Genomic DNA, 24,732 nt, shown 5'->3' with positions numbered 1-24,732 from the left:
TCACTCTCGATGTAGTACTCTGTTTGGAGTGGTCAGAACGTAGTACTACAGACGGAGTGGTGTCAAGTGCGGAGGAATCCCGAGCGGCGGCTGGCGCTGATCGACGCGGCCATCGAGGTGCTGGCCAAGGAGGGCGCGCGAGGGCTGACCTTCCGGGCCGTGGATGCGGAGGCGGCGGTGCCCCCGGGCACGGCGTCCAACTACTTCGCCAACCGCGACGACCTGTTCACCCAGGTCGGCGGACGCATCTATGAGCGGCTGCTGCCCGACGAGGCCACGATGGCCCGCGGCATGGAGGGCGTCCAGGACGAGACCCGCTACACCGAGCTCATGCACGAACTCGTGGAGCGGGTCTCGGCCTTCAACTCCGGCTACCTGGCCCTGCTCGAGCTCCGGCTGGAGTCCACCCGGCGTCCTGAGCTGCGCGCCGTGCTGACCAAACGCATCCGCCAGGACATCGACGACAACATCGGCTACCACGCGGCCTCGGGGCTGCCCGGCGACTCGACCGGGGTGGTGCTCCTCTACCTCACGCTGAACTGGCTGATCGTGGAGCGGCTGACCCTGCCCGACATCTTCGCCGAGCAGGAGATGCGGGAACTGGTGGACGCCGCCGTGCGCAGGTCGATGAAGGCCTGACCTGTTCTCTGCGGCGATTCAACAGTCCGACCCGGCGGAGTGCTCTATCCCAAGACGAAACCGTGGAAAGGCGGAGCTCGTTGGATGAGCGCTTCGAGGAATTCGTGGCGCAGAGGGCGGATGCCCTCCTGCGCTACGGCTACCTGCTCAGCGGCAACCCGCATGACGCGGCCGACCTCACCCAGGAGGCGTTGATCCGGCTCCACCGCGCCTGGCCGAGCGTGCGCCAGAAACAGGCGCCGGAGGCGTACACCCGGATGATCATGACTCGGTTGCACATCAGAACGTGGCGCCTACGCAGGCGCGAGCGGCTCGACTGGGCACTTCCCGACACGGCACGGACCGATCGGCTGCCCTCGGACGACGGCCTTTGGCCGGCACTGGCCGGCCTGCCGAAGAAGCAGCGTGCCGTGCTGGTGTTGCGCTACTACGAGGACCTGTCGGACGTGGAGATCGCCGCCGTGCTGGGCGTCTCCCGCGGGACCGTGCGCAGCCACGCGTCGCTCGGCCTGGCCAAGCTCCGCACCACCCTGCCCCACCCCACGACGAACGGGAACTCCGCATGACCGACGAGTTGGAGTCGTATCTGCGCACGAAGCTCGGACGTGCCGCCGAGCGTGCCCCGAAGGCGCCGCCGCGTTTCCCGGCCGAGGTGGTCTCGCGTTCGAACAGGCGCAGGACGGCAAGGAACGCGCTGGTGGCAGGCGTCTGTGTCGCGGCGATCGCCCTCCCGGCCGGCCTGATGGCCGCGTACGGAACGGAGCGCGGCGACGTCGCCACCATCGTCCCCATCACCCCGACTGTGCCTCCCAAGGACTACACCGGCGACGAGTACCGGATCGGCGAGGTCCTGACGATCGACAATCCCTCCCAGAAGCGCCCCATCTCCCTTTGGTACGCCAGGACCGACAACGGGACGGTCCTGTGCGAGCGGGTGCACAACAGGACCGGTTCCCTCTCGGCGGGGTGCGGCCGGCCTCTCGGCGCCGAGGAGGCGACCGAGCAGGGCTCCACAGAGACTTTCCCCGCCCCGGCCACGGGGCTGGTGATGTACTTCGGCACCGCGGGGGACAGGGTCGCCCGCGTTACCGCTCTCACCGACGCGGGCAAGGTCAACGGGACTGTCCTACAGCCCGAGGACACCCCCCAGGGCATCTGGACGGTGACCGTTCCCTCGGACAGGACGGTGACGGCGTTCGAGTTCGCGGGCCGCGAGGGCGAGGCGATCACGCGGATCGAGCGGCAGCAGCGGTTGGTCATTCCGGAAGCCGACGCCCAGCCGCTGGGCCCGACCGTGGAGATGCCGGGCAAGCTGGTCGCGGGCCTGTACGAGACACCCGGCAAGACCCTGATCTGGAAGCTGAACGGTCAGGCCGTCGGCCCCATGCACATGATCGAGAGAGGCGGACCCGGCGAACCCTTGATCGACATGGACGGCAAGCCGATGAAGGTGGAACTGGGCGACCACGAGGAGCACTGGTTCGGCATCACGAGCACCGAGACGGTCCGCGTCGGACTGGTCTTCAAGGACGGCACGACCGTCAAGGCGGGAACCAGACCGAATCCGTGGAAGATCGATGGCTTCCGCCTGTTCGCGGGGACGCAGCGGCACAGCGACGACATGTACCGCGACGGCTTCCGGATCATCGGCTACGACAAGGACGGCGCCGAACTCTGGCACGAGGACCACGGCGCATCGTGATCCGAAAAGGACAGTGGCGGCGCACCGATACGGAGACCCGTCAGGTTCGGGTCGGCCGGTCGTACTGGAGGAGATCGCCAGGTTGGCAGTCGAGGGCGTCGCACAGGCGGACCAGGGTGGAGAAGCGGATCGCTCTGGCGTGGCCGTTCTTCAGGATGGACAGGTTGACGACGGTGATCTGGACCCGGTGTGACAGCTCGGTGAGCGTCATGCCGCGTTCCTTGAGGAGTTCGTCCAGTCGTACCCGGATGGTCGGGTCGGCCATCAGATAGTGGCCTCGACCTCTTCGAGCAGCACCAGGCCCCGCCGTACGATCTCCGAGACGGCCAGCACCGCGACTCCTGTCACAACCCCGGCCACCTCTTCGCCCGACGGGGGGTAGAACGAGTAGCTCTTGGCCAACAGCATGGAGGCCAGAATCGGCTCGGCCACCATACCGAGCAGACCCGTGGCGAGCGAGCCGACGATCAGAATCCAGCCGAGGCGCCGCAGGTGAGCGGCGGTGACCGCGGAGAACAGCATCCTGTCTCCCGATCTGGCCCTGCGCAGCGCGCGCACGACGGTGAACATGGCGAGCAGGGTCGTCGTGACGCCCGGCGCCCACACGAGCAGATAGAGCAGGCCGACCAGCGGCGCCGGACCCTGATGGCGGACCGTCACGTCGGCGCTCGCGCTGATGATCGCGGCATCCGGGGCCGCCATGCCGGTGACCGGTACGTCGAAGATCCGCAGGGGGACGCCGACGCCGCTGGCGGTGCCGCTGAAGGCGATCAGGCCGGTGGAGAGCAGCAGGCCCAGAGCGCCCAGGCAGGCCAGGACGAACAGGAGGGTCAGTAAGTTCTCGAGGCGGGTGAGCCATTTCGTGGACATAACGATAATCGTAAATAACGAGAATCGTTATGTCCAGACCGAGGGGCGGGGTCAGTGGGAGCCGGTCTTCTTGCCGCACACGCCGGGAAGGCCGCATACCTTCTTCGCCATCTTTCCGGCCTGACCGGTGATCTCCTTCTTCGCTCCCCGGCCCCTGGCGTTGGCGGTGTAGAGGAACAGGGCGGCGCCTCGACGGCCGACGACAGCCAGGTCGTCGGACGGAGACAGGCGCCGGCCCTTCGCGTCGTAGTCGTAACCGGCCACCGACAGGGCCTCGTCTCCCACGCGCAACGGCCTGCCCACGTAGCCGAACCGGTCGCGCTTCACCACGGCCGGCTTCGAGCACCTGGCCAGGTCGGCGCGGAGCTTGCGGAAGGCGGCCTAGGCGGCTCTGGCATTCCTGTACAGCACGAGCTGTTCGCCGGCGCTCGATGGTGCGCTGGTGAGGTGGGTGATGGTGCGCATCGCCGCCCGGCCGTCGCGGGATTTCCGCTTCGAGCGGCAGGGATTGAACGCGAGCTGCCGGGACAGGCTGTCACTGATCTTCCACCACTCCTCGTCCTCGACGACCGATCCCTCGGCGGCCGCGCGCTCGGTCAGCAGGAAGTTCTTGGGGATCTTGGTAGCGGTGGCGTGGACAGCGCTCGTTCCTGCCAAGGTCGAGCCGATCACCAACGCCACGGCCATCGTCTTTTTGATCACGAATCATGAGATGTGCGGCCTTCACGAGAAGTTCGCATGATCACCGTCGCGGAGAGATTCAGGGAACCGGTGCGCGCGCCCACGGCAATCACTGATGTCAGCTGAGATCCGAAAGGCATGGACATGCGACATCAGAGCGGGCACCCGGCAGGCGTGACGGTGACCGACGACGCCACGGTGATCGCCCGGTCCCGGGACGACCCGGAGCACTTCGCCGTCCTCTTCGAACGGCACGCGCCGGTTCTCAAGCGTTACGTCATCCTGCGGCTGGGCGAGGACGCGGCCGACGACATCGTGGCGGAGACCTTCATCGCGGCGTTCCGGCAGCGCGCCACGTACGACCTGACCCGCGAGAACGCGCGGCCGTGGCTGTACGGCATCGCGACCAACTGCATCGGACGGCACCGCCGCCGAGAGATCACCCTGTACAAGGCGCTGAGCCGCAAGGGGGTGGACCCGGTGGACGAGCCGTTCACCGACCAGGTCCACGAACGGGTGGCGGCCCACCGGCTGCGAGACAGGCTCTTGCGGGCCCTCGCCGGCCTGCCGGCCGGGCACCGGGACGCGCTGCTCCTGGTGACCTGGGGCGAGCTCAGCTACGAGCATGCCGCCCAATCGCTCGGCGTGCCGGTGGGGACGGTGCGTTCGCGCGTCAACCGGGCTCGCCAGAAGCTGCGCCGCAAGCTCGGCGACATCGATCCGACACTGTGACGAGGAGTTCGGCCATGGACGAGATGACCTTGCTGAACCGGCGGCGCGACGAGGTCCCGCCGCCGACCGACCTGAGCGCGGCACGGAACAGGTTGCTCACCGAGATCCGCCGTCCTCCTGATGTCCGGCCCAGGCGGGCCGTCCGCCGGGGGGCACTGGTGAGCGCCGCCGGCCTGGCGGCGGCCCTGGCGGTGGCGGCCACCCAACTCGGGGGCGTCACCGAAGAGGGCGAGCCTCCTATCAGCGCCGCCGCCGTGCTGGAGAACGCCGCGCTGGTGGCCGAGAGGACGAAGGCGACCACGGTCCGGCCGGACCAGTGGTTCTACATGAAGGAGTCGCAGCCGGTCGACTCCCTCCCCGTGTACGAGCACTGGAGCCGGATGGACGGCGCCATGACGGCTCTGCGGGGGAGCGACGGCGAGCTGAAGGTGAGCGAGTCGGAGAAGGGGCCGGCGAACTCCGCGCAGACCCTCCGCGAGATAGAAGCGCTGCCCGGCGACCCGGACGCGATGCTGCGGCACTTCTACCGGCTCAAGCGCGAACGCGCGGCCCTGTCGATCTGCGAGCCCGAATGCCCGCCCGGCAGCGAACAGGACCGCCGCGCCTACGGTGCGATCCAGTGGTACCTGAAGTACGGGCCGATCATTCCGCCGGACACCGCCGCGACGATGTTCAGGGCGATGGCCAAGATCCCCGGCGTCACGGTCGAGGAGGACGTCGCCACCGCCGAAGGCCGCCCGGGTCTGGCGGTCGTCCTGGATTACGGCGAAGCGGGCAAGGGGTACACGATTCTCGATCCCCGGACCTACCGCTACCTCGGCGTCAAGAGCGTGCGCGGCGGTCACAGCATGGCCATGTCCGTCCTGGACTCCGGCATCGTCGACAAACCGGGCGAGACTCCCTGATCGCCGCTCATTGGACGGCGCCGGCTTGGCCGAGAAGGTTCTGGTACCAGGTGGCGTACGGGTGATTGGTGGCCGGGAAGTTGGCCAGGGGATCGGTCGCCTGTGAGGCCGAGTCCAGGTTCCAGCCGCGGACGAGCCGTCCGGCCTGCCGGGCCGCGGTGATGAACGACGACTGACTGGCGGGGGCGGCGTAGTACAGCGCGCCCTGCTGGAGCTCGGCGCTGTCGCCCTGCTGGAACTCGTCGAAGGCGATCTGCTGGTAGCGGATGCGGTCACCGGTGCGCTGGGCCGTGTCGACGCGCAGGGTCTGGGCCGGGGTCGGGCCGTCGGCGCCGGTCCAGACGCGCACGCTGGACGCGCCGGCGGCCGAGGTGGTCTTGTCGTAGCGGGGGTCGGCGGTCTTGGCGTTGCCCGTCCAGGTGACCGTGCGCGCGGCGGGGTCGAGGGCGCCTGCCCAGGTCCAGTTCTGGCTGTTGCTCTGGCTGCGGTGGATCTCACGCAGCCGGGTGCCCGTGGCGTCGAACCGGATCGTGGGCAGGACGCCGTTGTCGTACTGGCGGCTCGGTGACCAGGTGATCTCGCCGTCGGCGGCGAGCCGTCCGACGCGGTACCACAGGGTGGTCGCGTTCTGGGAGCGGTGGACCTCGACCAGGTCGCCGTCGTCGTTGAGGGCCACGGCGGGGGTCATGCCGGAGTCGTAGCGGCCGTGGCGCAGCCAGGTCACCGTGCCGTCCGAGCCGTACGTGCCGCTCCAGTACCAGAGGTCGCCCGAGCCCGAGTCGTGCACCTCGACGACCTGGCCGCGCCCGTTCATCGCGACGGCGGGACTGGTGCCGGAGTCGCGTTTGTAGAGGGCGCGGGTCCTGGCGTTGCCGGAGAGCAGCGCGAGGACGCGGCCGCGCAGCGCGCCCACGGTCGGCGGGGTGGCCGGGTAGTCGGACGCGCGCAGCAGTTTGGCGCCGAAGACGGAGACGAGCTCCTGGTTGAGCGCGGCGAGGTTGCCCGCGGCGTACGAGGTGTTGTCGGTCAGGTCGTCCTTGATGTCGAGCGCGACGGTGATGGGCGCGGCGGTGGGGTGGTTCGTGGACCAGGTGTCGATCACGGTGAGCCAGTCGCGCAGGAGGTTCGAGGCCGGGTTGCCGGCGCGGTCCACGAGGTCGCCGGGGGCGTCGTGGCCGATCGCGTAGTCGCGGGCGGTGGCGTAGCCGTTGTCGTGGATGTCGAGCTCGATGAAGCGGACGCCCTGGTCGAGCTGGCGGGTGATCGAGCCCCTGGCGCCGTCCAGGTCGCCGGAGTAGCTGTTGTGGGTGGCGCGGAAGATCGCCGAGGGTAAGGGCGGGTCCGCCGCCGCGCCGGCGGGACCGGCGGTCAGCAGGGCGGACATGAGCACAGTGGCGAGCACAGCGGCGAGCGCTGCGAGGGGCTGGGGCATCGGCTGTCCTCAGGTCGGGGGGTGCCTCCAGAAAACACGATCATGGTCTTCCGGCCAACCCCCTCGCCCCGGCACGCTCAGGCCTCGGGGAGAGCGGCGTTGTGGCGCTGGTAGTGGCGGGCCGCGCGGGCTCGGTTGCCGCATGACGGCTTGCACCACTCCTGCCGCCCATGGCTCTGGACGAAGTAGCGCACGCAGCGAGGCGCGTCGCAGGCCCGCAGGCGCTCGCGCTGCGGACCGCTCAGGAAGTCGATGGCGGCCCGTGCCAGGGCCGCGATCAGCCGGACGTCGGCGTCGGGCTCGGCCGACAGCACCCCTGTGCTGGGCTCGGCGTCCGAGGGCCAGTGCAGTTGAGGGACGATCGCCTCGCGGGCGGCCGCCGCGTTGAGGAGAGCCAGCGCCTGCTCGGCGGGCATCAGCCGGTGGGCGTCGGCCCGGCTCGGCGGCGCCGGGCTGACCGCTCGCGCGAACAGCGCCCGCACGGCCCGGCGCAGCTCGACCATCTCGCTTCTCAGCTTCTCGTCCCCGGTGAGCTGCGCGACGTCGACGTGGCCGGCCAGCAGCTCCGCCTGCCGGCCGATCCAGCGGGTCATGCTCTGCGGCGTGGCCAGGTCGTCGGTGACACCACCGTTACCGTCATGGCGGATCGTGCTCGCCAGTTCCAAGGCCGGCCAGCGTTCCACTCCAACCCCTTCCGGTTGCCCGCTCCTCTTCCGTACCCTACGGTCTCTAACGTTAAATTCCATTTAACCATTAGACGAAAGGGTCACACGATGACGCTGTTGCTGGCTCAGATCAGCGACCTGCACCTCGACGGCACCGACCGGGCGACGCGGCGCGCCACCCGCGTCATGGACCACCTGCGGGCGCTCCCTCGCCCGGTCGACGCCGTGCTGGTCACCGGTGACATCGCCGATCACGGTGAGGAGGCCGAGTACGAGCAGGCCGCCCGGATCCTGGCCGCCCCCTTCCCGGTGCTCACCTGTCCCGGCAACCACGACGCCCGCCCGGCCTACCGCAAGGCGCTGCTGCGGCAGCCGCCCGGCCCCGGCCCCGTCAACCAGGTGCACCACATCGCCGGCACCGCCATCCTGATGTGCGACTCCACCATCCCTGGCCACGACGAGGGCCGGCTCGACCCCGAGACCCTGGCCTGGATGCACGCCACCCTCGACGGGCTCGCCCCGGGCACGCCCGCGCTGATCGCCTTCCACCAGCCGCCCGTCGAGCTCCACCACCCGTTGCCCGACTCCTCCCGGCTGGAGAAGCCCGGCGACCTGGCCGCGCTGCTCGACGCCCACCCGCGGGTCGCCGCCGTGCTCACCGGGCACGCTCACACCGCGGCCGCGTCCACCTTCGCGGGCCGCCCGCTGATCGTCGCGCCGGCCGTCACCTGGACCCTGCGCCTGCCGTGGGAGGGTGACCGGCCCGCCGACCGCGAGCAACCGCCCGGCCTCGCCTTCCACGTCCTGGACGACGACGGCCGCCTGACCACCCATTTCCGCGTCGTGCTCCAGGCATGATCCACCCGTACGCGATCGCCGCGTTCCTCCTGGCGATCCTGCCTGTCATCGCCACCCCGGGAGCCAGCCTGACCCTGCTGATCCAGCGCGTCACCGCCGGCGGGCGCCGTCAGGCTCTCCCCGTCATCCTCGGTACGGTCACCGGCCTGTACGGGCACGCCACCCTGGCCGCCGCCGGGCTGTCGGCGCTGGTCATGCACTCCAGCCAGGCCTTCACCGCCGTCAAGCTCCTCGGCGCGGTCTATCTCGTGTGCCTGGGCCTGTGGACGTGGCGTTCGACATCCCTGCCCTCGCCTCCCGCGCTGACGGACCAGCCGGAACGGTCCGGCTCCGGCTATACGCAAGCCCTGCTCGCGAACGTGCTCAACCCCAAGGCGGCCTCGATCTATCTGACCCTGGTCCCGCAGTTCGTCCTGCCCGGCCGTCATCTCGGCGGGCAGATCCTCACGCTGGCCACCGCGCACGCCCTGCTGATGGCGGTGTGGTTGCTGACCTGGACGGTGCTCCTCCACCGAGGGGCGCATCTCGTGCGCGGGGCCGGATTCAGGCGTGCGGTGGGCAGGATGTCGGCGGTCGTCCTCGTCGTCCTCGGCCTCCGGGCCGCCGCGGCGTAGGCGCCAGGGCGGCCGCCTCGCGCGGTCACTCCGTGGTGGAGCGGGGGGTGAAGGACAGGAGGTCGCCGGGCTGGCAGTCGAGGACCTCGCAGAGCTTGCTCAGGGTGGAGAAGCGGATCGCCTTGGCGCGGTTGTTCTTGAGGATGGAGAGGTTCACGTTGGTGATGCCCACCCTGTCGGCCAGCTCGACCACCGTCATGCCGCGCTCCTCGAGCAACCTGTCCAGGTGCACCTCGATGGTGTGCTCGGAGTTCTCGGCGGGCGACATCAGACTGTTCCTTCGAGTTCCTCGCGCATGTGCGCGCCGACGCGTACGACCTTCGACATCACCACGAGCCCGAGCCCGGCGAGCAGGAACGCCCACGGGACGTTCCAGCCGAACAGGGCCATCTCCCACACGTCCCTGATGGAGCCGGCCACCATCGACACGGCCAGGCCGGTCTCGACGAGAGTCGTGTAGAGCGACGCCGCGACTGTGCCGGCCATGAGGAACACGCCGAGGAACCACAGCCTGCGGACGACCACCTTATCGAAACCGTTCTCCCGCCGTACGCCTCTGATCAGCCGGTCGAGAAGGACGATGGAGACGAGCAGGACGAGCTCGGTGGCGAACCGCGACGTCTGGTACAGCAGCTGCGTGCCGAGGCTGGAGTCGTCCTTGCAGATCCGGGGCAGCTCGTAGAAGAACTCGACTCCCTTCTCCACGGGGTAGGGGTCGGCGTCGAGGGCGCCGCTCGCCCGCACGGCCTTCCGGCGTTGGGGGTCCTCGGCGACGTTGCCCTCCACGTCGCCGATGTGCGGTGATGACACGCACACCAGGCTCCGGGTGCCGCGGGAGCCCCACGCGTTCTCTCCGCCGGTCAAGGCCGCGAGCCCGACCTCGTAGGCCATCGTCGCGGCGAACAGCACCAAGAAGACGCGGACGACGATCGCCGTCCACTTCAGAGGGTTGGATCTGTTGAGGGGCACGGTACGGCTCCACATCGTTGCTCGATATTATCGAGATTCGATAGTATTGAAAAACGATACGGAGTCAAGTCTGTCGCCGGAGGCGGAACCGGCGGGCGTACTCCTTGACGGCCAGGGCGGCGGCGGTCCACTGGACCACGGTCACGATGACGGGAAGCGCGCGGGCGGCCAGTGCCCGCACTCGTGCAGGGCCGTCGAGACCAGGGCGAAGGGCGCGAGGAGGAGCGCGCTCAGGCCGATGTCGCCGAGCGGGAACGCGTCCCGTGCCGGCTGGGGGAACAGCGAGGGCGAGAGGACGAAGACGCCGGCGGAGAACAGGGCGCAGGCGGCGTAGACGGTCCAGGCCACCGGGCCGAAGAACGGGCGGGCCGGCCTCTGGCTCACGCCGCCCATCCAGCGGCGGAACTGGATGGGCGCGGTGCGTACGGCTTCGCGCTCCTCGCCGGTGCGGTCGTCGACGAAGCCGAGCTCGGTGAGGACCTCGACGAACGCCGGCACGTCGACCGGCTCACCGGCGAACGCCTCGGCCTCGGCGGCGGCCTCGCCCGTCGTCGCGCCGCGCCGCAGCGCGGAGATCACCACCCCGCACCGCGGGCACGGTCACGAACGTGCCGGTCTCGGGGTCGCCGACCACGACCTCGTCGCCCTCGGGCACCAGGGTCAGCGCGGATGAGCCCAGGGCAGCGGCGGGCCCTGGAGCTCCTGGTCGAGTACGGACGACGGGAGCCGGAGAAATGGGGCCGGTGACCGTCTTTCAGACCTTCTGTGGAAGGTAGGGGCTGAAGTGGTCGGCGACGAGCTCGGCGATCGCGGCGGCGTCGCGGGAGCCGTCGACCTCGATCACACGGATGCCGATCCGCTGGGCGGTGCGGACGGCGTCCTCCGCGACGAGGCGATCACGGGTGAGGCGGTTGGCCTGCGCCCGGGCCGGGTCGCTGACGCGGTGCCCGAGCGAGGCGGCCCGGGGGAGCTCCTGGACCTGGCGCAGGCGGAACTCCGGGGTGGGCACGATGACGACCATCCGGCGCGGTGAGTCGATGACGGGCGCGACGAGTTCGGGGCGGAGCCCCCAGCCTTCGGCGATGATCGGGTGACCCGAGACGAGCGCGCGCAGGTCGTCCAGGGCCCACTCGAACCGGTCGGGGAAGCCGGCCAGCGTCTCGGCGGCCATCTTCTCCGGAGTGGTGTGGACCCACATCCGGTCCGGGTCGGGACCGGTGACCGGCTCGCCGCGGCCGACGCGGCGGGCGATCCGGCGGTCGTTGTGGCCACGCGCGTCGTGGTAGTCGTAGTGGTAGACGGTGACGCCGTACTGGACGGCCAGGAGCCGTGCGACGGTCGACTTGCCGGCCCATTGGCCGCCGCCGATCCACAACGCGCGGCGCAGCGTGCCGAAGGGGTCCCAGGTCTGGGCGTCGTGGCTGGTCACCAGGTTTCCTCCTGTGGTGGGGCGCGACGGTGCGGGAGCGGGGCTTGAGTCTCAGGCCGCTTGAGACTCCATAGTGACGGGCATGGACGACAACGAGACGTACCCGATCGGGGACGTGGCGCGCCGGACCGGTCTGAGCGTCAGCGCCATCCGCTACTACTCCGACGCCGGGGTCATCGCGCCCACCCACGTGACCGAGGCGGGCTACCGACTGTACGACGTCCGGGCCATCGCCCGGCTGGAGCTCATCCGTACCCTTCGGGACCTGGACGCGGGGCTGGACGACATCCGGCGGCTGCTCGGCGGCGAGACGTCGCTGCACGATCTCCTCGCGACGCACCTGGAGCTCGTCGAGCGTCAGGAGCGTGACCTCCGGGCCAGGCGGGCCGTGCTCAGGACCCTGGTCAAGCAAGGCGGCACGGCCGCCAAGGTCGCCCTGATGCGCAAGCTCGTCTCGATGCCCGACGAGGAACGCGAGCGGCTGATCGACGACTTCTGGAACGAGGTCGGCGAGAACCTGGACGTGCCTCCCGGCTTCGTCGAGCGGTTGCGCACGATGCGTCCGCGCCTGCCGGAGGACCCCACGGCCGCCCAGCTCGAAGCCTGGATCGAGCTGGCCGACCTGGTGCGGGGCGAGGAGTTCCGCGGCGCGGTCCGCTCCTGGCTCCAGGACACCTACGGCACGTTCCCGGGACGGCGGCTGGCCGACGCGCCGGTGTGGGACTTCATCCACCAGGAGGGGATGGAGATCGGGAAGGAAGTCCTGGAGGCGTATCGTTCGGGGCTGCCGGCCGACTCCCCGCGGTCGCGGGAGCTGGTCGTCGGCATGGCGGACGCGACCGCCGGGGCCCTCGCCGGCGGGCGCTCCACGGCCGAGTCACGCGAGCGGCTGGCCACGGCCTTCCTCATGGTCGAGGAGATCCAGCGCTCGGATGCGGAAGAGAACGCCCGGTACGACGCCACCCACGGCAGATACCTGTCCCTGGTGGCCGTGATCAACGGGACCCCGCCCGACACCGGCGACGACGGCCCCGCGCTCTTCGCCTGGATCGCGGCGGCCCTCCGCGCCTCGGCCCGGTGAACCTGGCGCAAGCTGATCTGGAGCTGTCACCCTCTTCGCCGTTCCCTGCGATGTGCCGCACTCGGCCGAGTTCGCCACCACGTACGTCCTCCCGGAAGGGCCGTATCCGGGAGCGGAGATGACGCGGCTCATGGAAGACGGATGCCTTCCGAGAATGCGCATCGAAGACTCGAAAAGGGATGAAATGGGCCTATGGGGGATTTGGCCCGCTCAGGAGGACTGGCCCCGCGCCAGGACCGTGTACTGCCTGGCCGCCCCCTTGGACGGGCGGAAGATCACGGGACGCGTGGTCAAGTGACCCGTCCATGTGGCGGCGTTGTGGAGGTATCGGGCGGATAGCGTGCAAAGGGCCGGATGGGCGGGGTGTCGCGCCTAACGTCGCAGGATATGCAGACAGTGGACGTACTCGTCGTGGGCGCGGGCCTGGCCGGCCTGCACACGGCTCGCCTGCTCGCGCGGCGGGGCCTGGACGTGATGGTGGCCGACCGCCGCAGGTCGCTGTCGGCCGGGATCCGTACGACGGGGATCTTCGTACGGCGCACCCTCGACGACTTCGACCTGCCGGACGAGCTGCTCGGACCCGGCATCCGGGACGTGCTGCTGTATCCGCCGTCGCGGCGGTCGCCGGTCCGGCTCACCAGTGACCGGGACGAGTACCGGGTGGCCGACATGGCGGCCGTCTACGAGCACGCGCGGCGCGCGGCGGAGTCGGCGGGGGCGCGGGTGCTGCTGGGCGTACGGTATGACGGCATGTCGGCGGGGCTGGTGCGGTTCGTGGGTGCGGAGCCGGTGACGGCCCGGTTCGTCGTCGGCGCCGACGGGGCCCGGTCCCGGGTGGCCCGCGATCTGGGGCTCGACGTGAACCGCCGCCTGCTCGTCGGCGCCGAGATCGTCCATCCGATCGCGCCGGGCACGACCGCCCCGGCCTTCCACTGCGTGCTGGATCCGCGGGTCGCCCCCGGATATCTGGGCTGGGTGATCGACGACGGATGGCACGCGCATGTCGGGGTCGCGGGGTATCCGGGCGCGATGCGTACCGGGATCCGGCATTTGCTGGACGCCTTCGCCCAGGACGCGCCCGGCCGCTCGGCGCCGACCGGCCCGGTCGAGCGCCGGGGCGGGCCGATCCCGGTGGGCGGCGTGCTGCGGCGGCTGGCGTGCCCGGCGGGGCTGCTCGTCGGGGACGCGGCGGGCGCGGTGTCGCCGCTCACAGCCGGTGGGCTGGACCCCTGCCTGCGCATGTCCGAGCTGGCCGCGGCGGTCGCCGCCGACTACCTGCGTACGGGGGACGCGCGCGTGCTGAGCCGGTACGACGGACGCGCGTTGCGTGCCCGGTTCCGGGGGCGGCTGCTGCTGCGCCGGGTGTTCGCCGGCATCCGGTCCCCGGCGGCGGCCGAGGCGGCGGTGACCGCGCTGCGCGGCCGTGCCGGGCGTACGCTGGCGGCGCGGATCTTGTTCGGCGACGGCTCGTTCCCCGATGTCGGTCCACGCCTCGCGGGCCCGGTCCGAAGCGCCTGAAGTCATATACGTCAGGGGGACATGTGCGGGAAGAGCGGTTGCCGGGAGGGTTCGTCAACGAGGTCGTCCGGGTCGGTGACACCGTGCGCCGGGCGCTGACGCCCCGGAGCGACTTCGTGCATGAGCTGCTTGAGCTGTTCGAGCGGCGCGGGTGGGCGGGGGCGCCCCGGTTCCTGGGGACGGACGGGCAGGGCCGGGAGATGCTGAGCTACCTGCCCGGACTCGTCGCCTGGCAGCCGGATCAGCGCCTGCGGGTGGCCTCGGAGGCCGGCCTGGTCTCCGTCGTGGAGCTCGTACGGGAGTTCCACGACCTGACGGCGGGAACCCCGCTCGCCGAGGGCGGGGAAGTGGTCTGCCACAACGACCTCTCGCCGAAGAACACCGTGTACCAGGAGCGCGACGGCGGCCCGCGGGCGGTGGCCTTCATCGACTGGGACATCGCCGCGCCGGGCGCGCGCATCCATGACGTCGCGCACGTGTGCTGGCAGTACGTGAACCTGGGGCCGGAGATCGCGGACGTGGGCGAGGCGGGACGGTCGCTGCGGCTGGCCTGCGACGTCTACGGCCTGGACGGCCGGGAGCGGCTCGTCGAGACGATCCTGTGGTGGCAGGACCGCTGCCGGCGCGGGATCGCCGCCGGTGCGGCCGCCGGCGATCCGGCGATGACGCGCCTGCGGGCCGAGGGCGTCGTCCGTACGGTGCACGACGCCTGGCGATGGGTCACGGAACACCGCCACGCCCTGGAACGGCACCTCTGACAGCCGTCGTTCACGGCAGGGGACCAGCGCCTCGGCGAACCTCACCGGCGTCGGGATCATTCTGGGGATGCCACTGGCGCGGGAGGTGTTCGACCGCCAGGACGACGGCGGTGATGAGACATCCCAGGCCGAGGCCCATCAACCCGAGCACCAGCACCGTCGCCCCGGTGAGGACCGCGCAGGCCCCCAGGACGAGGAGGAACCAGCCGAGCACCACCAGGCCCCGAGCTCCGCTACCACGTGTCCGGCCGCCGCGTTTCACCATTTGTCCTTGAGAGTCGGAGGTCTGGAACGTACAGGATGTGCCCAGGGCGATCACCTGACGCGGCCCTTGTGGCGGAGCCGGGCGGCGTCGAGGTCTTCGAACTCGCCTCTGATCGTCACTCTGGACAGCTTGGCTCCTCTCGTACGGCATAGCGCAGGATCCGGTCGCCGAGCAGGCTCTCGATGACGTCCAGCAGCTCCAGCACGGCGTCGGCGATCACGTCGGGACGCTCGCCCGCCGACGTCCGCCTGCCGATCTCGGTCATGACCAGGGCGTGCAGGGAGCCGATGTGCCAGGCGACCGTGCGGGGGAGTGGGTCGTCCTGGCGGGTCCCGGTCTCCTCGGCCAGCACGATCGCCAGGGCGTCCGTCATCTGGCGGCCGAGGTCCTCCAGGCGGGCGGTCAGCGTGGGCGCGGCGCGCATCATCTCCAGCACGCGGCCGAACCCGGCGGTGAGGCCGACCCGGCGTTCCCGGTCACGCACCTCCTCCCGGAGGCGGGCCAGCACCGCGCCGGCCGCCGACTCGCCCGGCCGGCGCTGCCGGACGATCTCGGCCAGCCGTCGCGGGGAGGCCTCGTCAGGCGGCAGGACCAGGTCCTCCTTGGTGTCGAAGTAGTTGTAGACCGTGTTGACCGACACCTCGGCCGCCGCCGCGACCTCGGAGATCGTCACCTGCTCGAAACCGCGCTCCACGAAGAGCTCGAGGGCCGTGTCGGAGATGCGCTGCCGGGTCTGCCGCTTCTTGCGCTCCCGCAGTCCTTCCGTACCCATGCGTGGAGTCTACGAGGAAATTGGAGTGCGCTCCAAGTTTGGGGAGCGTTATGGTCTTCGCCGACACATGAGGGGAAACGACGATGCGACGTGATCTGCTGCGCTGGCAGTTCGACCTGGTCTGGTCCTTGTTCGACTACCACCTGGAGCGGCTCAAGCCTGAGGACTTCCTGTGGGAGCCCACGTCCAACTGCTGGACGGTGCGCCGGACCGCCGACGGGACATGGGTGCCGGACTGGGAGGACGCCGAGCCCGAGCCGGTGCCCGTTCCCACGATCGCCTGGGTGAGCTGGCACATCGGCTGGTGGTGGAGCGTGACCCTGGATCACGTCCAGGGGCGGGAGCCTCGCGAGCGGGCGGAGATCGCCTGGCCGGGAGACGGTGATGCGGCCGTCGCCTGGCTGCGCGACCTCCGTCAGGAGTGGCTGACCGCCCTGGACCGGCTCACCGACGCCGACCTGGACGCCACCGCTCCCTTCCCGTGGCCCGATGACACCGGCCACACGGTCGCCCACATGATCGGCTGGGTGAACGCCGAGCTGATGAAGAACGTCGCGGAGATCGGGCAACTCCGGCTGCTTCGCTGTGAGTGAATCAGGCTGGATGTCCGGCCGGTCGGGCTGCTTGGGTGTCGGGATGGATGTCTTGGTGCTGGGTGGCACGGCGTGGGTGGGCAGGGAGCTGTCGCGGCTGGCGATGGAGCGCGGTCATCGGGTGACGTGCCTGGCGCGCGGCGAGAGCGGGGACGTCGCGGCGGGCGCGACGCTGGTGGCCGCCGACCGGCGCGATCCCGCCGCGTACGACGCGTTGCCGGACCGTACGTGGGACGCGGTCTTCGAGGTGTCCTGGCAGCCGGGGTTCGTGCGTGAGGCGCTCGGCGCGCTGGGCGGCCGGGCCCGCCACTGGACCTACGTCTCCTCCGGCAACGTCTACGCCTCCCACGCGACGCCGGGCGCCGACGAGTCCTCGCCGCTCCTGCCGCCGACCGACCGGCGCGAGGTCGGCCGGGAGCTGTACGGGGAGGCGAAGGCGGCCTGCGAGCAGGCGTCCGCGGACGCGGTGGGCGACCGGCTCCTCGTCGCGCGCGCCGGGCTCATCGGCGGGCCGGGTGACCACAGCGGGCGCTCCGGCTACTGGGTGGCCCGTGCCGCCCGTGACCCGCGAGGGCCGATGCTGGTTCCCGACACGCCGGACATACCCACGCAGGTGGTGGACGTACGGGACCTCGTGGCCTGGTTGCTGGACGCGGCGGAGAAGGGAACCGCCGGCACCTTCAACGCGGTCGGCCCGGTCGTGCCGTTCGGGGAGTGGATCGAGCTCGCCCGCGCCGCCGCCGGGCACACCGGGCCGGTGGTCACCGCCGCCCCGGCATGGCTGCTGGAGAACGGCGTGACCGAGTACATGGGCGACGAGTCGCTGCCGATGTGGCTCGTCGAGCCGGGCTGGGAAGGGTGGTCGGCCCGCGACGGGTCCGCGGCTGTCGCCGCCGGGCTGCGTCATCGGCCCCGGGCCGAACTGCTGGCGGGCACCCTGCTGTGGGAGCGCGAGCACGGGCTGGAGCGGGTCAGGCGGGCCGGTCTGAGCGCCGGGCGCGAGCGCGAGCTGCTCGACGCGCTCGGGCGCTGATCGCCGCACGTAGGTACTTTTCACAAGTTGTCACGAAATTTGCTGATCTCTGTGATTCTGGATCATCGTGTGATCGTGGAATCCCAGAAGGGAAGTACTACGTGCGACTGTTAACCCGTTCGATGGCGGTCGCGGCCTCGGCCGTCATCGCGTTATCAGCGGCGCCCGCCACCGCGGCGCCCCAGCTCGTGGTCAACGGCACGTTCGCCGCCGGCACCGCACCCTGGTGGAACTCGGCGAACACCTCGATGACCGTGGAGTCCGGCCGGCTGCGCGTCAACGTGACCGGCGGCACCGCCAACCCGTGGGACGCGATGGTGGCCCAGAACGCCATCCCCCTGACCCAGGGCAAGTCGTACACTCTCTCGTTCGACGCCTCGGCCTCGGCCCCGGTCAGCGCGGTCACCACCGTGCAGCTCGCGGACGCCCCGTACACCAACACGCTGACCAAGGCGATCTCGCTCACCACCACGAGCAAGCGCTTCAGCTTCCCCTTCACCTCGGGCCTCGGCACGCCGGCCGGGCAGGTGTCGTTCCAGCTCGGCGGCGGCACCGGTTTCAGCTTCTTCCTGGACAACGTGTCGCTGACCGAGCAGGGCGCCTCGGGCCCGGTCGGCATGACGAACGGCTTCTACGTCGACCCGAACTCCAACCCGGCGACCTGGGTGCGGAACAACCCGGGCGACTCCCGGGCGGCGCGCATCCAGTCGTCCATCGCGTCCAAGCCGATGGCCCGCTGGGTCGGCGGCTGGAGCGGTGACGTCGGCGCCTCCGTCTCGGCGTACGTGTCCGCCGCCGACTCGGCCGACAAGCTCCCCGTCCTCGTCGCGTACAACATCCCGGGCCGCGACGCGTGCGGCGGGCACTCCGGCGGCGGGGCCGGCAGCGAGGCCGAGTACCGGGCGTGGATCTCCGCGTTCGCGTCCGGCATCGGCGACCGGCCGGCGGTCGTCGTCATCGAGCCCGACTCCCTCGGCGACTTCGCCTGCATGGACGCCGCCGCGATCCAGGCGCGCAACCGCATGCTGACGTACGCGACCGAGCAGTTCCGCGACCGGGCCCCCAACACCTGGGCCTACCTCGACGCCGGCAACGCCGGTTGGGTGCCGGCCGCGACGATGGCGGCGCGGCTGGGCGACGCGGGCGTCGGCAACATTCGAGGCTTCGCCGTGAACGTCTCCAACTACTACCCGACCGGCCAGTCGGCCACCTACGCGTCCGCGGTCAACACCGCTCTCGGCGGCGGCGCGAAGTGGGTGATCGACACCAGCCGCAACGGCAAGGGCTCCAACGGCGAGTGGTGCAACCCCGCCGGCCGCCAGATCGGCACCCCCGCCCAGCTCGGCGGTGACGGCGGGACGGAGATGCTGCTGTGGGTGAAGATCCCCGGCGACTCCGACGGCAACTGCGGCATCGCCCCGGGCACCCCGGCCGGGCAGTTCAGCCCGGACATCGCGATCCGCCTGATCGACGGCACCTGACCCCCGCGAGGCCCGTCCGGCTGCCCGGACGGGCCTCTGTCCGGGTGCAGTAGATTCGCCCGCATGGGTGTACTCGTCGACTACTTCACCGCGGCTTCCGACCAGTCCGCCAGGCTGGCCCTCGACGGAGGGCCGGCGGGCGCGAAGCTGCCGTACGTCGACTGCAAGGGATGGCTCGACGAGCTCGACACGCTCGCCGCCGAGCTGAGCGGACGCGACCTCAGCGAGTTCGGCGACAGCGAGGTCCTGGCCGACGACGGCGAGTCGGCCGGCGTGGAGCGGATGACGGCCGGGACCGTCGCCGCCCTCGCCGCGGTGGACGACGCACGGCTTCGCGAGTACGCCGACGAGGAGCTCCTCGACGAGTACGAGCGCGAGCGCGTCACGGCCCTGCGGGACCTGGCCCGCGAGGCGGCCCGGCTCGACCAGGGGATGTATCGCTGGACGTGCGCCTGAGCGCCTCGAACAACTCCTCGCGGAGCGCGGGCGGCAGTCTCCTGCCCATGTCGAGAGCGCTCACCAGCGCCTGGTCGTCGTTGCGCTCCAGGGCATGGTCGGCGAGGAACTCCAGGCTGAAGTCGGCCTCCTCGCGGTGGCGCTCCTCCGGCAGGCGCTCCACCAGGGGCAGCACCGCCTCCACCCGCTCGCTGACCCGGTCGAGGAGGGCGTAGCGGGGCGGCCCAGGCAGGCGCTGGGCCCGGAGGTCGATGTGGTGGAAGGCGACGCCGTCGAGCTCGGCCCCGGTGAAGTCGTTGCCGGTGAAGTCGTTGCGGTCACGGCCCAGCGCGGCCTGGTCGTCGTCGTGCGGGCGGCCCCAGAAGTTGACCTCCCGTACGCGGCCGAGGAAGACGCAGTCGACGAACTCGGCCTCGAACGTGGATGTCTGGTCTCGCAGCCGGGACCGGTCGAACAGGCACTTCTCGAACCGGACGTTGCCGAAGAAGGTGTGCGGCGCGAAGCGGGTGCGGCGGAACACGCAGCCGCGGAAGACCGACCGCGGCCATCGGGCGCCGTCCCACGGTCCCCGCAGGCACGTGTCGCCCAGGGACAGCTGGTCGAAGGCCGCGCCGGTGAAGTCGCAGCCTTCGAATGCGCCCCCGTGGACGCGGAACTCCGAGAACCGCATGCCGGAGAAGTCGATGTTCGTCAGCCGCGCCCGGTCGAAGGTCACGGCGGTGACCCCGGCGGGCGGCTCGAACCGCTGGTCGCGGAGCTCGCCGCGGGCGATCCAGGAGGTCTGCCACGGCTCCGGGCCCGGCTGGAGGCTGAACGGGGTGTCCGCGCAGGGAGGTTCGCGCATGCGCGGAGTATGGCAGTCAGCCCCGACAGAACGCCGGTACGCGTTGAGGTGAAGGCTTTCGATCACGATCAGGACTGTTTCCGGATACCCTGCCGGACGTGCGGCGATTGATCACATCTCGTGGGGTATGGCTTGCGCTGTCCGCTGCCGTCGCGGCGGTGGTGATCGTGGCGGTCGTCCGTTCCCGCCGCCCGAAGGCAGTCGTCCCGGACCCGCCCCCGGCTCCGCCGCCCGTGGCGCAGTGGCCGCCCGTGCCGATCCTCGGCACGCCCACCGCCGAGGATCTCCGGCGTTACGTCCACAGGCCCTCCTTCTTCGACCGCCCCGCGGTCGCCAAGTTCCTGGAGCCGCGCGAGCCCGCACCGCCGCTCGACGCGCCCACCCGGCGGAACCTGACCCGGTGGGGCGTCGCCGGGCTCGCGCTCGCCGTGCTGGCCGCCGGCACTTACCTGATGGAGTCCGCGGTCTTCTCCAAGGAGGACGCGGGCGTGGTCGCGGAGACCGTCGTGATGTCCCCGTACGCCCAGGTGCCGGAAGACGCCGCGCGGTACACGGAGGTCCGCGAGGCGTACGTGGAGGACCCGGCCGACGCGGACTGCCGACCCGGGAGCGCCACCCCGCGCGTGCGGAAGCCCGACCCGAAGGTGACCCGGGCCGTGAACCGGCAGTGGCGGCGGATCGAGACCTGGCTGAAGGCCAACGCCCCCAGGAGCTACCGCACGCTGGGCAAGCCCGCGAAGGCCGGGACCATCGCGGTGGCGGAGGCGCAGATGGGCCTGCGGTTCCCCGACGACCTGAAGGCCTCGCTGCTGCGCCACAACGGGGTCGTGCCCGTCCGGGACACCTGGGGGTTCGGCTTCCTGGGCAACGGGAACATGGGCGTCCGTGAGATCCGCGACACCTGGCGGATGCTCTGCGGGATCGACAGCGTGGACCGGGCCGGGCCGCGCGACGACTGGTGGGACGGGCGGATGATCCCCGTCGGCGCCAACGGCTCGGGCGACCACCTGGTGGTCGACTCGGCGCGGCGTGACATCGGCTACACCGACCACGAGGGCACCATGAGCTTCGAGCCGGGCGGGACCCGGATCCGCTCGTACCACGCCCTGCTGAGAACCACCGCCGACGCCCTGGAGAGCGGCGGTTCCATCGGCTGGTGGAAGCCCGAGGTGGTCGACGGCGAACTCGAATGGAAGGTCCTGTAAGCCGCTGCCCGAGGCGGATGAAGGGGCTCTTCAGGAGGGGGGCTTTGCATAACCATACGCCACAATGCATACTCTTCTCTTATGTCCAAGGTTCTCACCTCTCTGCCCATCGGCGAGCGTGTCGGCATCGCCTTCTCGGGTGGTCTCGACACCTCCGTCGCCGTCGCGTGGATGCGCGACAAGGGCGCTGTCCCCTGCGCCTACACGGCCGACATCGGCCAGTACGACGAGCCCGACATCGCCTCGGTGCCCGGCCGTGCGGTGGCGTACGGCGCCGAGGTCGCCCGGCTGGTCGACTGCCGCGCGGTGCTGGTGGAAGAGGGGCTGGCCGCGCTCGCCTGCGGCGCGTTCCACATCCGCTCCGGCGGGCGGGCCTACTTCAACACCACGCCGCTCGGCCGCGCCGTCACGGGGACCCTCCTGGTGCGGGCGATGCTCGAGGACGACGTGCAGATCTGGGGCGACGGATCGACGTTCAAGGGCAACGACATCGAGCGGTTCTACCGCTACGGTCTCCTCGCCAACCCGCACCTGCGGGTCTACAAGCCCTGGCTCGACGCCGACTTCGTGACCGAGCTCGGCGGCCGCAAGGAGATGTCGGAGTGGCTGCTCGCCCACGACCTGCCCTACCGTGACAGCACCGAGAAGGCGTACTCCACGGACGCCAACATCTGGGGCGCCACCCACGAGGCCAAGACGCTGGAGCACCTCGACGCCGGCATCGAGACCGTCGAGCCGATCATGGGCGTGCGGTTCTGGGACCACGGGGTGGAGATCCCGGCCGAGGACGTGACCATCGCCTTCGAGCAGGGCCGCCCGGTGTCGATCAACGGCAAGGAGTTCGCCACCCCGGTCGACCTGGTGATGGAGGCCAACGCCATCGGCGGCCGGCACGGCCTGGGCATGTCCGACCAGATCGAGAACCGGATCATCGAGGCCAAGAGCCGTGGCATCTACGAAGCGCCCGGCATGGCGTTGCTGCACGCCGCGTACGAGCGGCTGGTCAACGCGATTCACAACGAGGACACGCTGGCGTACTACCACAACGAGGGACGGCGGCTCGGCCGGCTGATGTACGAGGGCCGCTGGCTCGACCCGCAGGCGCTGATGCTCCGCGAGTCGCTGCAGCGCTGGGTCGGCACGGCGATCACCGGCGAGGTCACGCTGCGGCTGCGGCGCGGCGAGGACTACTCGATCCTCGACACCTCGGGCCCGGCCTTCAGCTACCACCCGGACAAGCTGTCGATGGAGCGTACGGAGGACTCGGCGTTCGGCCCGGTCGACCGGATCGGCCAGCTCACCATGCGCAACCTGGACATCGCCGACTCGCGCACCAAGCTGGAGCAGTACGCCAGCATGGGCATGGTCGGCACCAGCCACTCCGCGCTCATCGAGGCCCCGCCGGCGGCCCCGACCGAGCTCATCGGCGACATGCCGGAGGGCGGCGCCGAGGCCATCGCCTCACGCGGCGACGTCGCGGACGACGACGAACTGCTCGACCGCGCCGCGATGGAGTTCGGCACCGACTGACCGCGAACCGGGCCGTGCCTCGCGGGCCGGCCCGGCCGTAATGGCGGTATGCGTACAATTCCGGACATGCACTCCGTGGCGCTCGCCCTGTACGACGGCGCCATGCTGTTCGAGGCCGCCGCGGCCGTCGAGGTGTTCGGGATCGACCGGTCCGACCTGGCCGACCCGTGGTACGACTTCCGCGTGTGCGGCCCGAGCCGGGGCCGGGTGGGCGACTGGCTGCGGGTCGACACCCCGCACAGCCTGGACGCGGTGGTGGACGCCGACACGGTGGTGGTGTCCTCCTGCGACGTGGAGATCGGGCCGCCGCCGGGTGACGCGGTGGACGCCGTGCGGGCCGCCCACGAGCGCGGGGCCCGGATCGTGTCACTGTGCACCGGGGCGTTCGTGCTCGCCGAGGCCGGGATCCTGGACGGGCGGCGGGCGACCACCCATTGGATGCACGCCGCGCTGCTCGCCACCCGTTATCCCCGCGTACGGGTCGATCCCGACGTCCTCTACATCGACGAAGGGACCGTCCTGACCTCGGCGGGCAAGGGGGCGGGGCTCGACCTGTGCCTGCACGTCGTCAGGAAGGACCACGGCGCGGCGGTGGCGAACGCGCTGGCCCGCCGCCTGGTCGTGCCGCCGCACCGGGCCGGCGGGCAGGCGCAGTACGTGACCGCGCCGGTGCCGGACCAGGCCGGCCAGTACGGGCTCGCCGACGTCCTCCAGTGGGCGCAGGCCCACCTGCACGAACCGCTGACCGTACGCGATCTGGCCCGCCGCGCCGGGATGAGCACCCGCAACCTCGCCCGCCACTTCCACCGCGCCCTCGGCGTCACCCCGCTGCACTGGCTGCACGCCCAGCGGGTGCACCGGGCACAGGAGCTGCTGGAGACCACCGACGCCGGCGTGGAGCAGATCGCGGCCCGCACCGGGATGGGCACGGCGGCGACCCTGCGCAGGCACTTCACCCGCGCCGTCGGCGTCTCGCCCGACACCTACCGGCGGACCTTCCGCGCGCCCGGCTGACTCCGGAAACTGTCGGCGGCGTGGGGCATGCTGAGCGCGGCGAAGGGAGAGACATGGCCGAGGTGCTGTTGTTCCATCACGCCCAGGGGCTGACGTCCGGGGTGCGGGAGTTCGCGGAGGAGCTCAGGCGGGCGGGCCACACGGTGCACGTGCCCGACCTGTACGAGGGGCGCGTCTTCGAGTCGCTCGACGAGGGCGGCGGTTACGCGCAGGAGACCGGGTTTCAGACGATCATCGAGCGCGGGCGGTCCTTCGCCGCATGGCTGCCGGGCGAGCTGGTCTACGCCGGGTTCTCCCTCGGGGTGCTGCCGGCGCAGCAGCTTGCCCAGACGCGGGCGGGGGCGAGGGGCGCGCTGCTGTTCCACTCGTGCGTGCCGGTCACGGAGTTCGGCGAGTCCTGGCCGCAGGGCGTGCCGGTGCAGGTCCACGGCATGGAGGGCGATCCGTTCTTCGCCGGCGAGGGCGATGTGGAGGCGGCTCGCGCCCTCGTGGAGTCGGCTCCGGGCGCGGAGCTGTTCCTCTACGAAGGCAAGGACCACCTGTTCGCCGACAGCAGCCTGCCTTCCTACGACGAGCCGGCGGCCAGGCTGCTCATGGAGCGGGTGCTGGGCTTCCTCGCCCGGATCTAGTCGTAGCAACCGCCGCCGTTGTTCACCGACGCTTCGAGCGAGACCGCGTACGCCCCG

At 70.9% G+C, this 24,732-nt stretch carries 31 protein-coding genes; 18 read left to right on the top strand and 13 right to left on the bottom strand.

What is annotated here, in order from left to right; all coding sequences use genetic code 11:
* Positions 1-66: 66 nt before the first annotated feature.
* The 3 genes from ABD999_RS40805 (at position 67) to ABD999_RS40795 (ending at position 2,341) form a co-directional block, all read left to right on the top strand.
* Positions 67-639, top strand: a complete 573-nt coding sequence (locus ABD999_RS40805; RefSeq protein ID WP_271275751.1) for a TetR/AcrR family transcriptional regulator — start codon at positions 67-69, stop codon at positions 637-639.
* Positions 640-719: 80 nt separating this feature from the next.
* Positions 720-1,205 carry a SigE family RNA polymerase sigma factor gene (locus ABD999_RS40800; RefSeq protein ID WP_271275750.1) on the top strand — a complete coding sequence of 162 codons (486 nt, stop codon included), beginning with the start codon at positions 720-722 and terminating at the stop codon, positions 1,203-1,205.
* The gene (locus ABD999_RS40795; RefSeq protein WP_271275749.1) at positions 1,202-2,341 is read left to right on the top strand and encodes a hypothetical protein; all 1,140 of its coding nucleotides are present in this window, start codon (positions 1,202-1,204) and stop codon (positions 2,339-2,341) included. The genes ABD999_RS40800 and ABD999_RS40795 overlap by 4 nt, the downstream gene beginning before the upstream one ends.
* A gap of 40 nt (positions 2,342-2,381) precedes the next feature.
* Here ABD999_RS40795 and ABD999_RS40790 read toward each other — a convergent pair whose 3' ends face one another.
* Genes ABD999_RS40790 through ABD999_RS40775 form a run of 4 tightly spaced genes read right to left on the bottom strand, consistent with a single transcriptional unit; the run spans position 2,382 to position 3,913 of the window.
* Positions 2,382-2,606, bottom strand: a complete 225-nt coding sequence (locus tag ABD999_RS40790; protein ID WP_148029052.1) for a helix-turn-helix domain-containing protein — start codon at positions 2,604-2,606, stop codon at positions 2,382-2,384.
* Positions 2,606-3,211 carry a DUF2975 domain-containing protein gene (locus ABD999_RS40785; protein ID WP_187280925.1) on the bottom strand — a complete coding sequence of 202 codons (606 nt, stop codon included), beginning with the start codon at positions 3,209-3,211 and terminating at the stop codon, positions 2,606-2,608. The genes ABD999_RS40790 and ABD999_RS40785 overlap by 1 nt, the downstream gene beginning before the upstream one ends.
* A 51-nt stretch (positions 3,212-3,262) precedes the next feature.
* The gene (locus ABD999_RS40780) at positions 3,263-3,541 is read right to left on the bottom strand and encodes a hypothetical protein (RefSeq protein WP_271275748.1); all 279 of its coding nucleotides are present in this window, start codon (positions 3,539-3,541) and stop codon (positions 3,263-3,265) included.
* Between the two features lie 51 nt (positions 3,542-3,592).
* Positions 3,593-3,913, bottom strand: a complete 321-nt coding sequence (locus ABD999_RS40775) for a hypothetical protein (RefSeq protein ID WP_271275747.1) — start codon at positions 3,911-3,913, stop codon at positions 3,593-3,595.
* Positions 3,914-4,036: 123 nt separating this feature from the next.
* On the opposite strand from ABD999_RS40775, the gene ABD999_RS40770 reads away from it, so the two are divergent.
* Together ABD999_RS40770 and ABD999_RS40765 are read left to right on the top strand one after the other, a co-directional pair.
* Entirely contained in the window at positions 4,037-4,624 is a 588-nt protein-coding gene (locus ABD999_RS40770; RefSeq protein ID WP_271275746.1) for an RNA polymerase sigma factor, read from the top strand.
* Positions 4,625-4,638: 14 nt separating this feature from the next.
* Positions 4,639-5,529, top strand: a complete 891-nt coding sequence (locus tag ABD999_RS40765) for a CU044_5270 family protein (RefSeq protein WP_271275745.1) — start codon at positions 4,639-4,641, stop codon at positions 5,527-5,529.
* 7 nt (positions 5,530-5,536) lie between these two features.
* On the opposite strand, the gene ABD999_RS40760 is transcribed toward ABD999_RS40765, so the two are convergent.
* A complete protein-coding gene (locus tag ABD999_RS40760; RefSeq protein WP_271275744.1) occupies positions 5,537-6,961 on the bottom strand; it encodes a PI-PLC domain-containing protein in 1,425 nt (474 codons plus the stop codon).
* A gap of 77 nt (positions 6,962-7,038) precedes the next feature.
* Positions 7,039-7,644, bottom strand: coding sequence for a CGNR zinc finger domain-containing protein (locus ABD999_RS40755; RefSeq protein ID WP_271275743.1), 606 nt, complete (start codon positions 7,642-7,644; stop codon positions 7,039-7,041).
* A 90-nt stretch (positions 7,645-7,734) separates the two neighbouring features.
* Between ABD999_RS40755 and ABD999_RS40750 the strand changes: the two genes are divergently transcribed.
* Both ABD999_RS40750 and ABD999_RS40745 read left to right on the top strand, forming a co-directional pair.
* Positions 7,735-8,484, top strand: a complete 750-nt coding sequence (locus ABD999_RS40750; RefSeq protein ID WP_271275742.1) for a phosphodiesterase — start codon at positions 7,735-7,737, stop codon at positions 8,482-8,484.
* Positions 8,481-9,098, top strand: coding sequence for a LysE family translocator (locus ABD999_RS40745; RefSeq protein WP_271275741.1), 618 nt, complete (start codon positions 8,481-8,483; stop codon positions 9,096-9,098). The genes ABD999_RS40750 and ABD999_RS40745 overlap by 4 nt, the downstream gene beginning before the upstream one ends.
* Positions 9,099-9,123: 25 nt before the next feature.
* Here ABD999_RS40745 and ABD999_RS40740 read toward each other — a convergent pair whose 3' ends face one another.
* The 4 genes from ABD999_RS40740 to ABD999_RS40725 all read right to left on the bottom strand — a co-directional run bounded on the left by ABD999_RS40740 (position 9,124) and on the right by ABD999_RS40725 (position 11,496).
* Positions 9,124-9,366 carry a helix-turn-helix domain-containing protein gene (locus ABD999_RS40740; protein WP_271275740.1) on the bottom strand — a complete coding sequence of 81 codons (243 nt, stop codon included), beginning with the start codon at positions 9,364-9,366 and terminating at the stop codon, positions 9,124-9,126.
* Complete coding sequence (locus ABD999_RS40735) at positions 9,366-10,067, bottom strand: DUF2975 domain-containing protein (RefSeq protein ID WP_271275739.1); 702 nt, start codon at positions 10,065-10,067, stop codon at positions 9,366-9,368. The genes ABD999_RS40740 and ABD999_RS40735 overlap by 1 nt, the downstream gene beginning before the upstream one ends.
* A gap of 141 nt (positions 10,068-10,208) precedes the next feature.
* Entirely contained in the window at positions 10,209-10,646 is a 438-nt protein-coding gene (locus tag ABD999_RS40730; protein WP_271275738.1) for a hypothetical protein, read from the bottom strand.
* A gap of 175 nt (positions 10,647-10,821) precedes the next feature.
* Complete coding sequence (locus tag ABD999_RS40725; RefSeq protein ID WP_271275737.1) at positions 10,822-11,496, bottom strand: hypothetical protein; 675 nt, start codon at positions 11,494-11,496, stop codon at positions 10,822-10,824.
* 82 nt (positions 11,497-11,578) lie between these two features.
* On the opposite strand from ABD999_RS40725, the gene ABD999_RS40720 reads away from it, so the two are divergent.
* From ABD999_RS40720 to ABD999_RS40710, 3 genes are all read left to right on the top strand, one after another.
* Positions 11,579-12,577, top strand: coding sequence for a helix-turn-helix domain-containing protein (locus tag ABD999_RS40720; protein WP_271275736.1), 999 nt, complete (start codon positions 11,579-11,581; stop codon positions 12,575-12,577).
* A gap of 387 nt (positions 12,578-12,964) precedes the next feature.
* On the top strand, positions 12,965-14,095 hold the full coding sequence (locus tag ABD999_RS40715) for an NAD(P)/FAD-dependent oxidoreductase (protein ID WP_271275735.1): 1,131 nt from the start codon (positions 12,965-12,967) through the stop codon (positions 14,093-14,095).
* A 23-nt stretch (positions 14,096-14,118) separates the two neighbouring features.
* Positions 14,119-14,853 carry a phosphotransferase family protein gene (locus tag ABD999_RS40710; RefSeq protein WP_271275734.1) on the top strand — a complete coding sequence of 245 codons (735 nt, stop codon included), beginning with the start codon at positions 14,119-14,121 and terminating at the stop codon, positions 14,851-14,853.
* Between the two features lie 10 nt (positions 14,854-14,863).
* Here the strand turns inward: ABD999_RS40710 and ABD999_RS40705 are convergent, their stop codons facing one another.
* The gene (locus tag ABD999_RS40705; RefSeq protein ID WP_271275733.1) at positions 14,864-15,118 is read right to left on the bottom strand and encodes a hypothetical protein; all 255 of its coding nucleotides are present in this window, start codon (positions 15,116-15,118) and stop codon (positions 14,864-14,866) included.
* A gap of 115 nt (positions 15,119-15,233) precedes the next feature.
* Positions 15,234-15,890: a TetR/AcrR family transcriptional regulator gene (locus ABD999_RS40700; protein WP_148029064.1), complete on the bottom strand. Its 657-nt coding sequence runs from the start codon at positions 15,888-15,890 to the stop codon at positions 15,234-15,236.
* 83 nt (positions 15,891-15,973) lie between these two features.
* Here ABD999_RS40700 and ABD999_RS40695 point away from each other — a divergent pair, with 83 nt between their 5' ends.
* The 4 genes from ABD999_RS40695 to ABD999_RS40680 all read left to right on the top strand — a co-directional run bounded on the left by ABD999_RS40695 (position 15,974) and on the right by ABD999_RS40680 (position 19,453).
* A complete protein-coding gene (locus tag ABD999_RS40695; protein ID WP_271275732.1) occupies positions 15,974-16,483 on the top strand; it encodes a DinB family protein in 510 nt (169 codons plus the stop codon).
* A 43-nt stretch (positions 16,484-16,526) separates the two neighbouring features.
* Positions 16,527-17,516, top strand: a complete 990-nt coding sequence (locus ABD999_RS40690; RefSeq protein ID WP_271275731.1) for an NAD-dependent epimerase/dehydratase family protein — start codon at positions 16,527-16,529, stop codon at positions 17,514-17,516.
* A gap of 101 nt (positions 17,517-17,617) precedes the next feature.
* A complete protein-coding gene (locus ABD999_RS40685) occupies positions 17,618-18,997 on the top strand; it encodes a glycoside hydrolase family 6 protein (RefSeq protein WP_271275730.1) in 1,380 nt (459 codons plus the stop codon).
* A 63-nt stretch (positions 18,998-19,060) separates the two neighbouring features.
* Positions 19,061-19,453: a hypothetical protein gene (locus ABD999_RS40680; RefSeq protein ID WP_271275729.1), complete on the top strand. Its 393-nt coding sequence runs from the start codon at positions 19,061-19,063 to the stop codon at positions 19,451-19,453.
* Here ABD999_RS40680 and ABD999_RS40675 read toward each other — a convergent pair.
* The gene (locus ABD999_RS40675) at positions 19,380-20,297 is read right to left on the bottom strand and encodes a pentapeptide repeat-containing protein (RefSeq protein WP_271275728.1); all 918 of its coding nucleotides are present in this window, start codon (positions 20,295-20,297) and stop codon (positions 19,380-19,382) included. The genes ABD999_RS40680 and ABD999_RS40675 overlap by 74 nt on opposite strands.
* A gap of 98 nt (positions 20,298-20,395) precedes the next feature.
* Between ABD999_RS40675 and ABD999_RS40670 the strand changes: the two genes are divergently transcribed.
* The 4 genes from ABD999_RS40670 to ABD999_RS40655 all read left to right on the top strand — a co-directional run bounded on the left by ABD999_RS40670 (position 20,396) and on the right by ABD999_RS40655 (position 24,675).
* Positions 20,396-21,502 carry an SMI1/KNR4 family protein gene (locus ABD999_RS40670; RefSeq protein ID WP_271275727.1) on the top strand — a complete coding sequence of 369 codons (1,107 nt, stop codon included), beginning with the start codon at positions 20,396-20,398 and terminating at the stop codon, positions 21,500-21,502.
* A gap of 81 nt (positions 21,503-21,583) precedes the next feature.
* Positions 21,584-23,032, top strand: a complete 1,449-nt coding sequence (argG, locus tag ABD999_RS40665; RefSeq protein WP_271275726.1) for an argininosuccinate synthase — start codon at positions 21,584-21,586, stop codon at positions 23,030-23,032.
* Positions 23,033-23,098: 66 nt separating this feature from the next.
* Positions 23,099-24,046, top strand: a complete 948-nt coding sequence (locus ABD999_RS40660; RefSeq protein ID WP_271275725.1) for a helix-turn-helix domain-containing protein — start codon at positions 23,099-23,101, stop codon at positions 24,044-24,046.
* Positions 24,047-24,099: 53 nt separating this feature from the next.
* A complete protein-coding gene (locus ABD999_RS40655; RefSeq protein WP_271275724.1) occupies positions 24,100-24,675 on the top strand; it encodes a dienelactone hydrolase family protein in 576 nt (191 codons plus the stop codon).
* Positions 24,676-24,732: the final 57 nt, after the last annotated feature.

Origin of the sequence: Nonomuraea ferruginea (assembly GCF_039540635.1) — a bacterium.
In the GTDB taxonomy this organism is placed as follows: domain Bacteria; phylum Actinomycetota; class Actinomycetes; order Streptosporangiales; family Streptosporangiaceae; genus Nonomuraea; species Nonomuraea ferruginea.
This window is presented reverse-complemented; position numbering and strand designations above follow the sequence as displayed.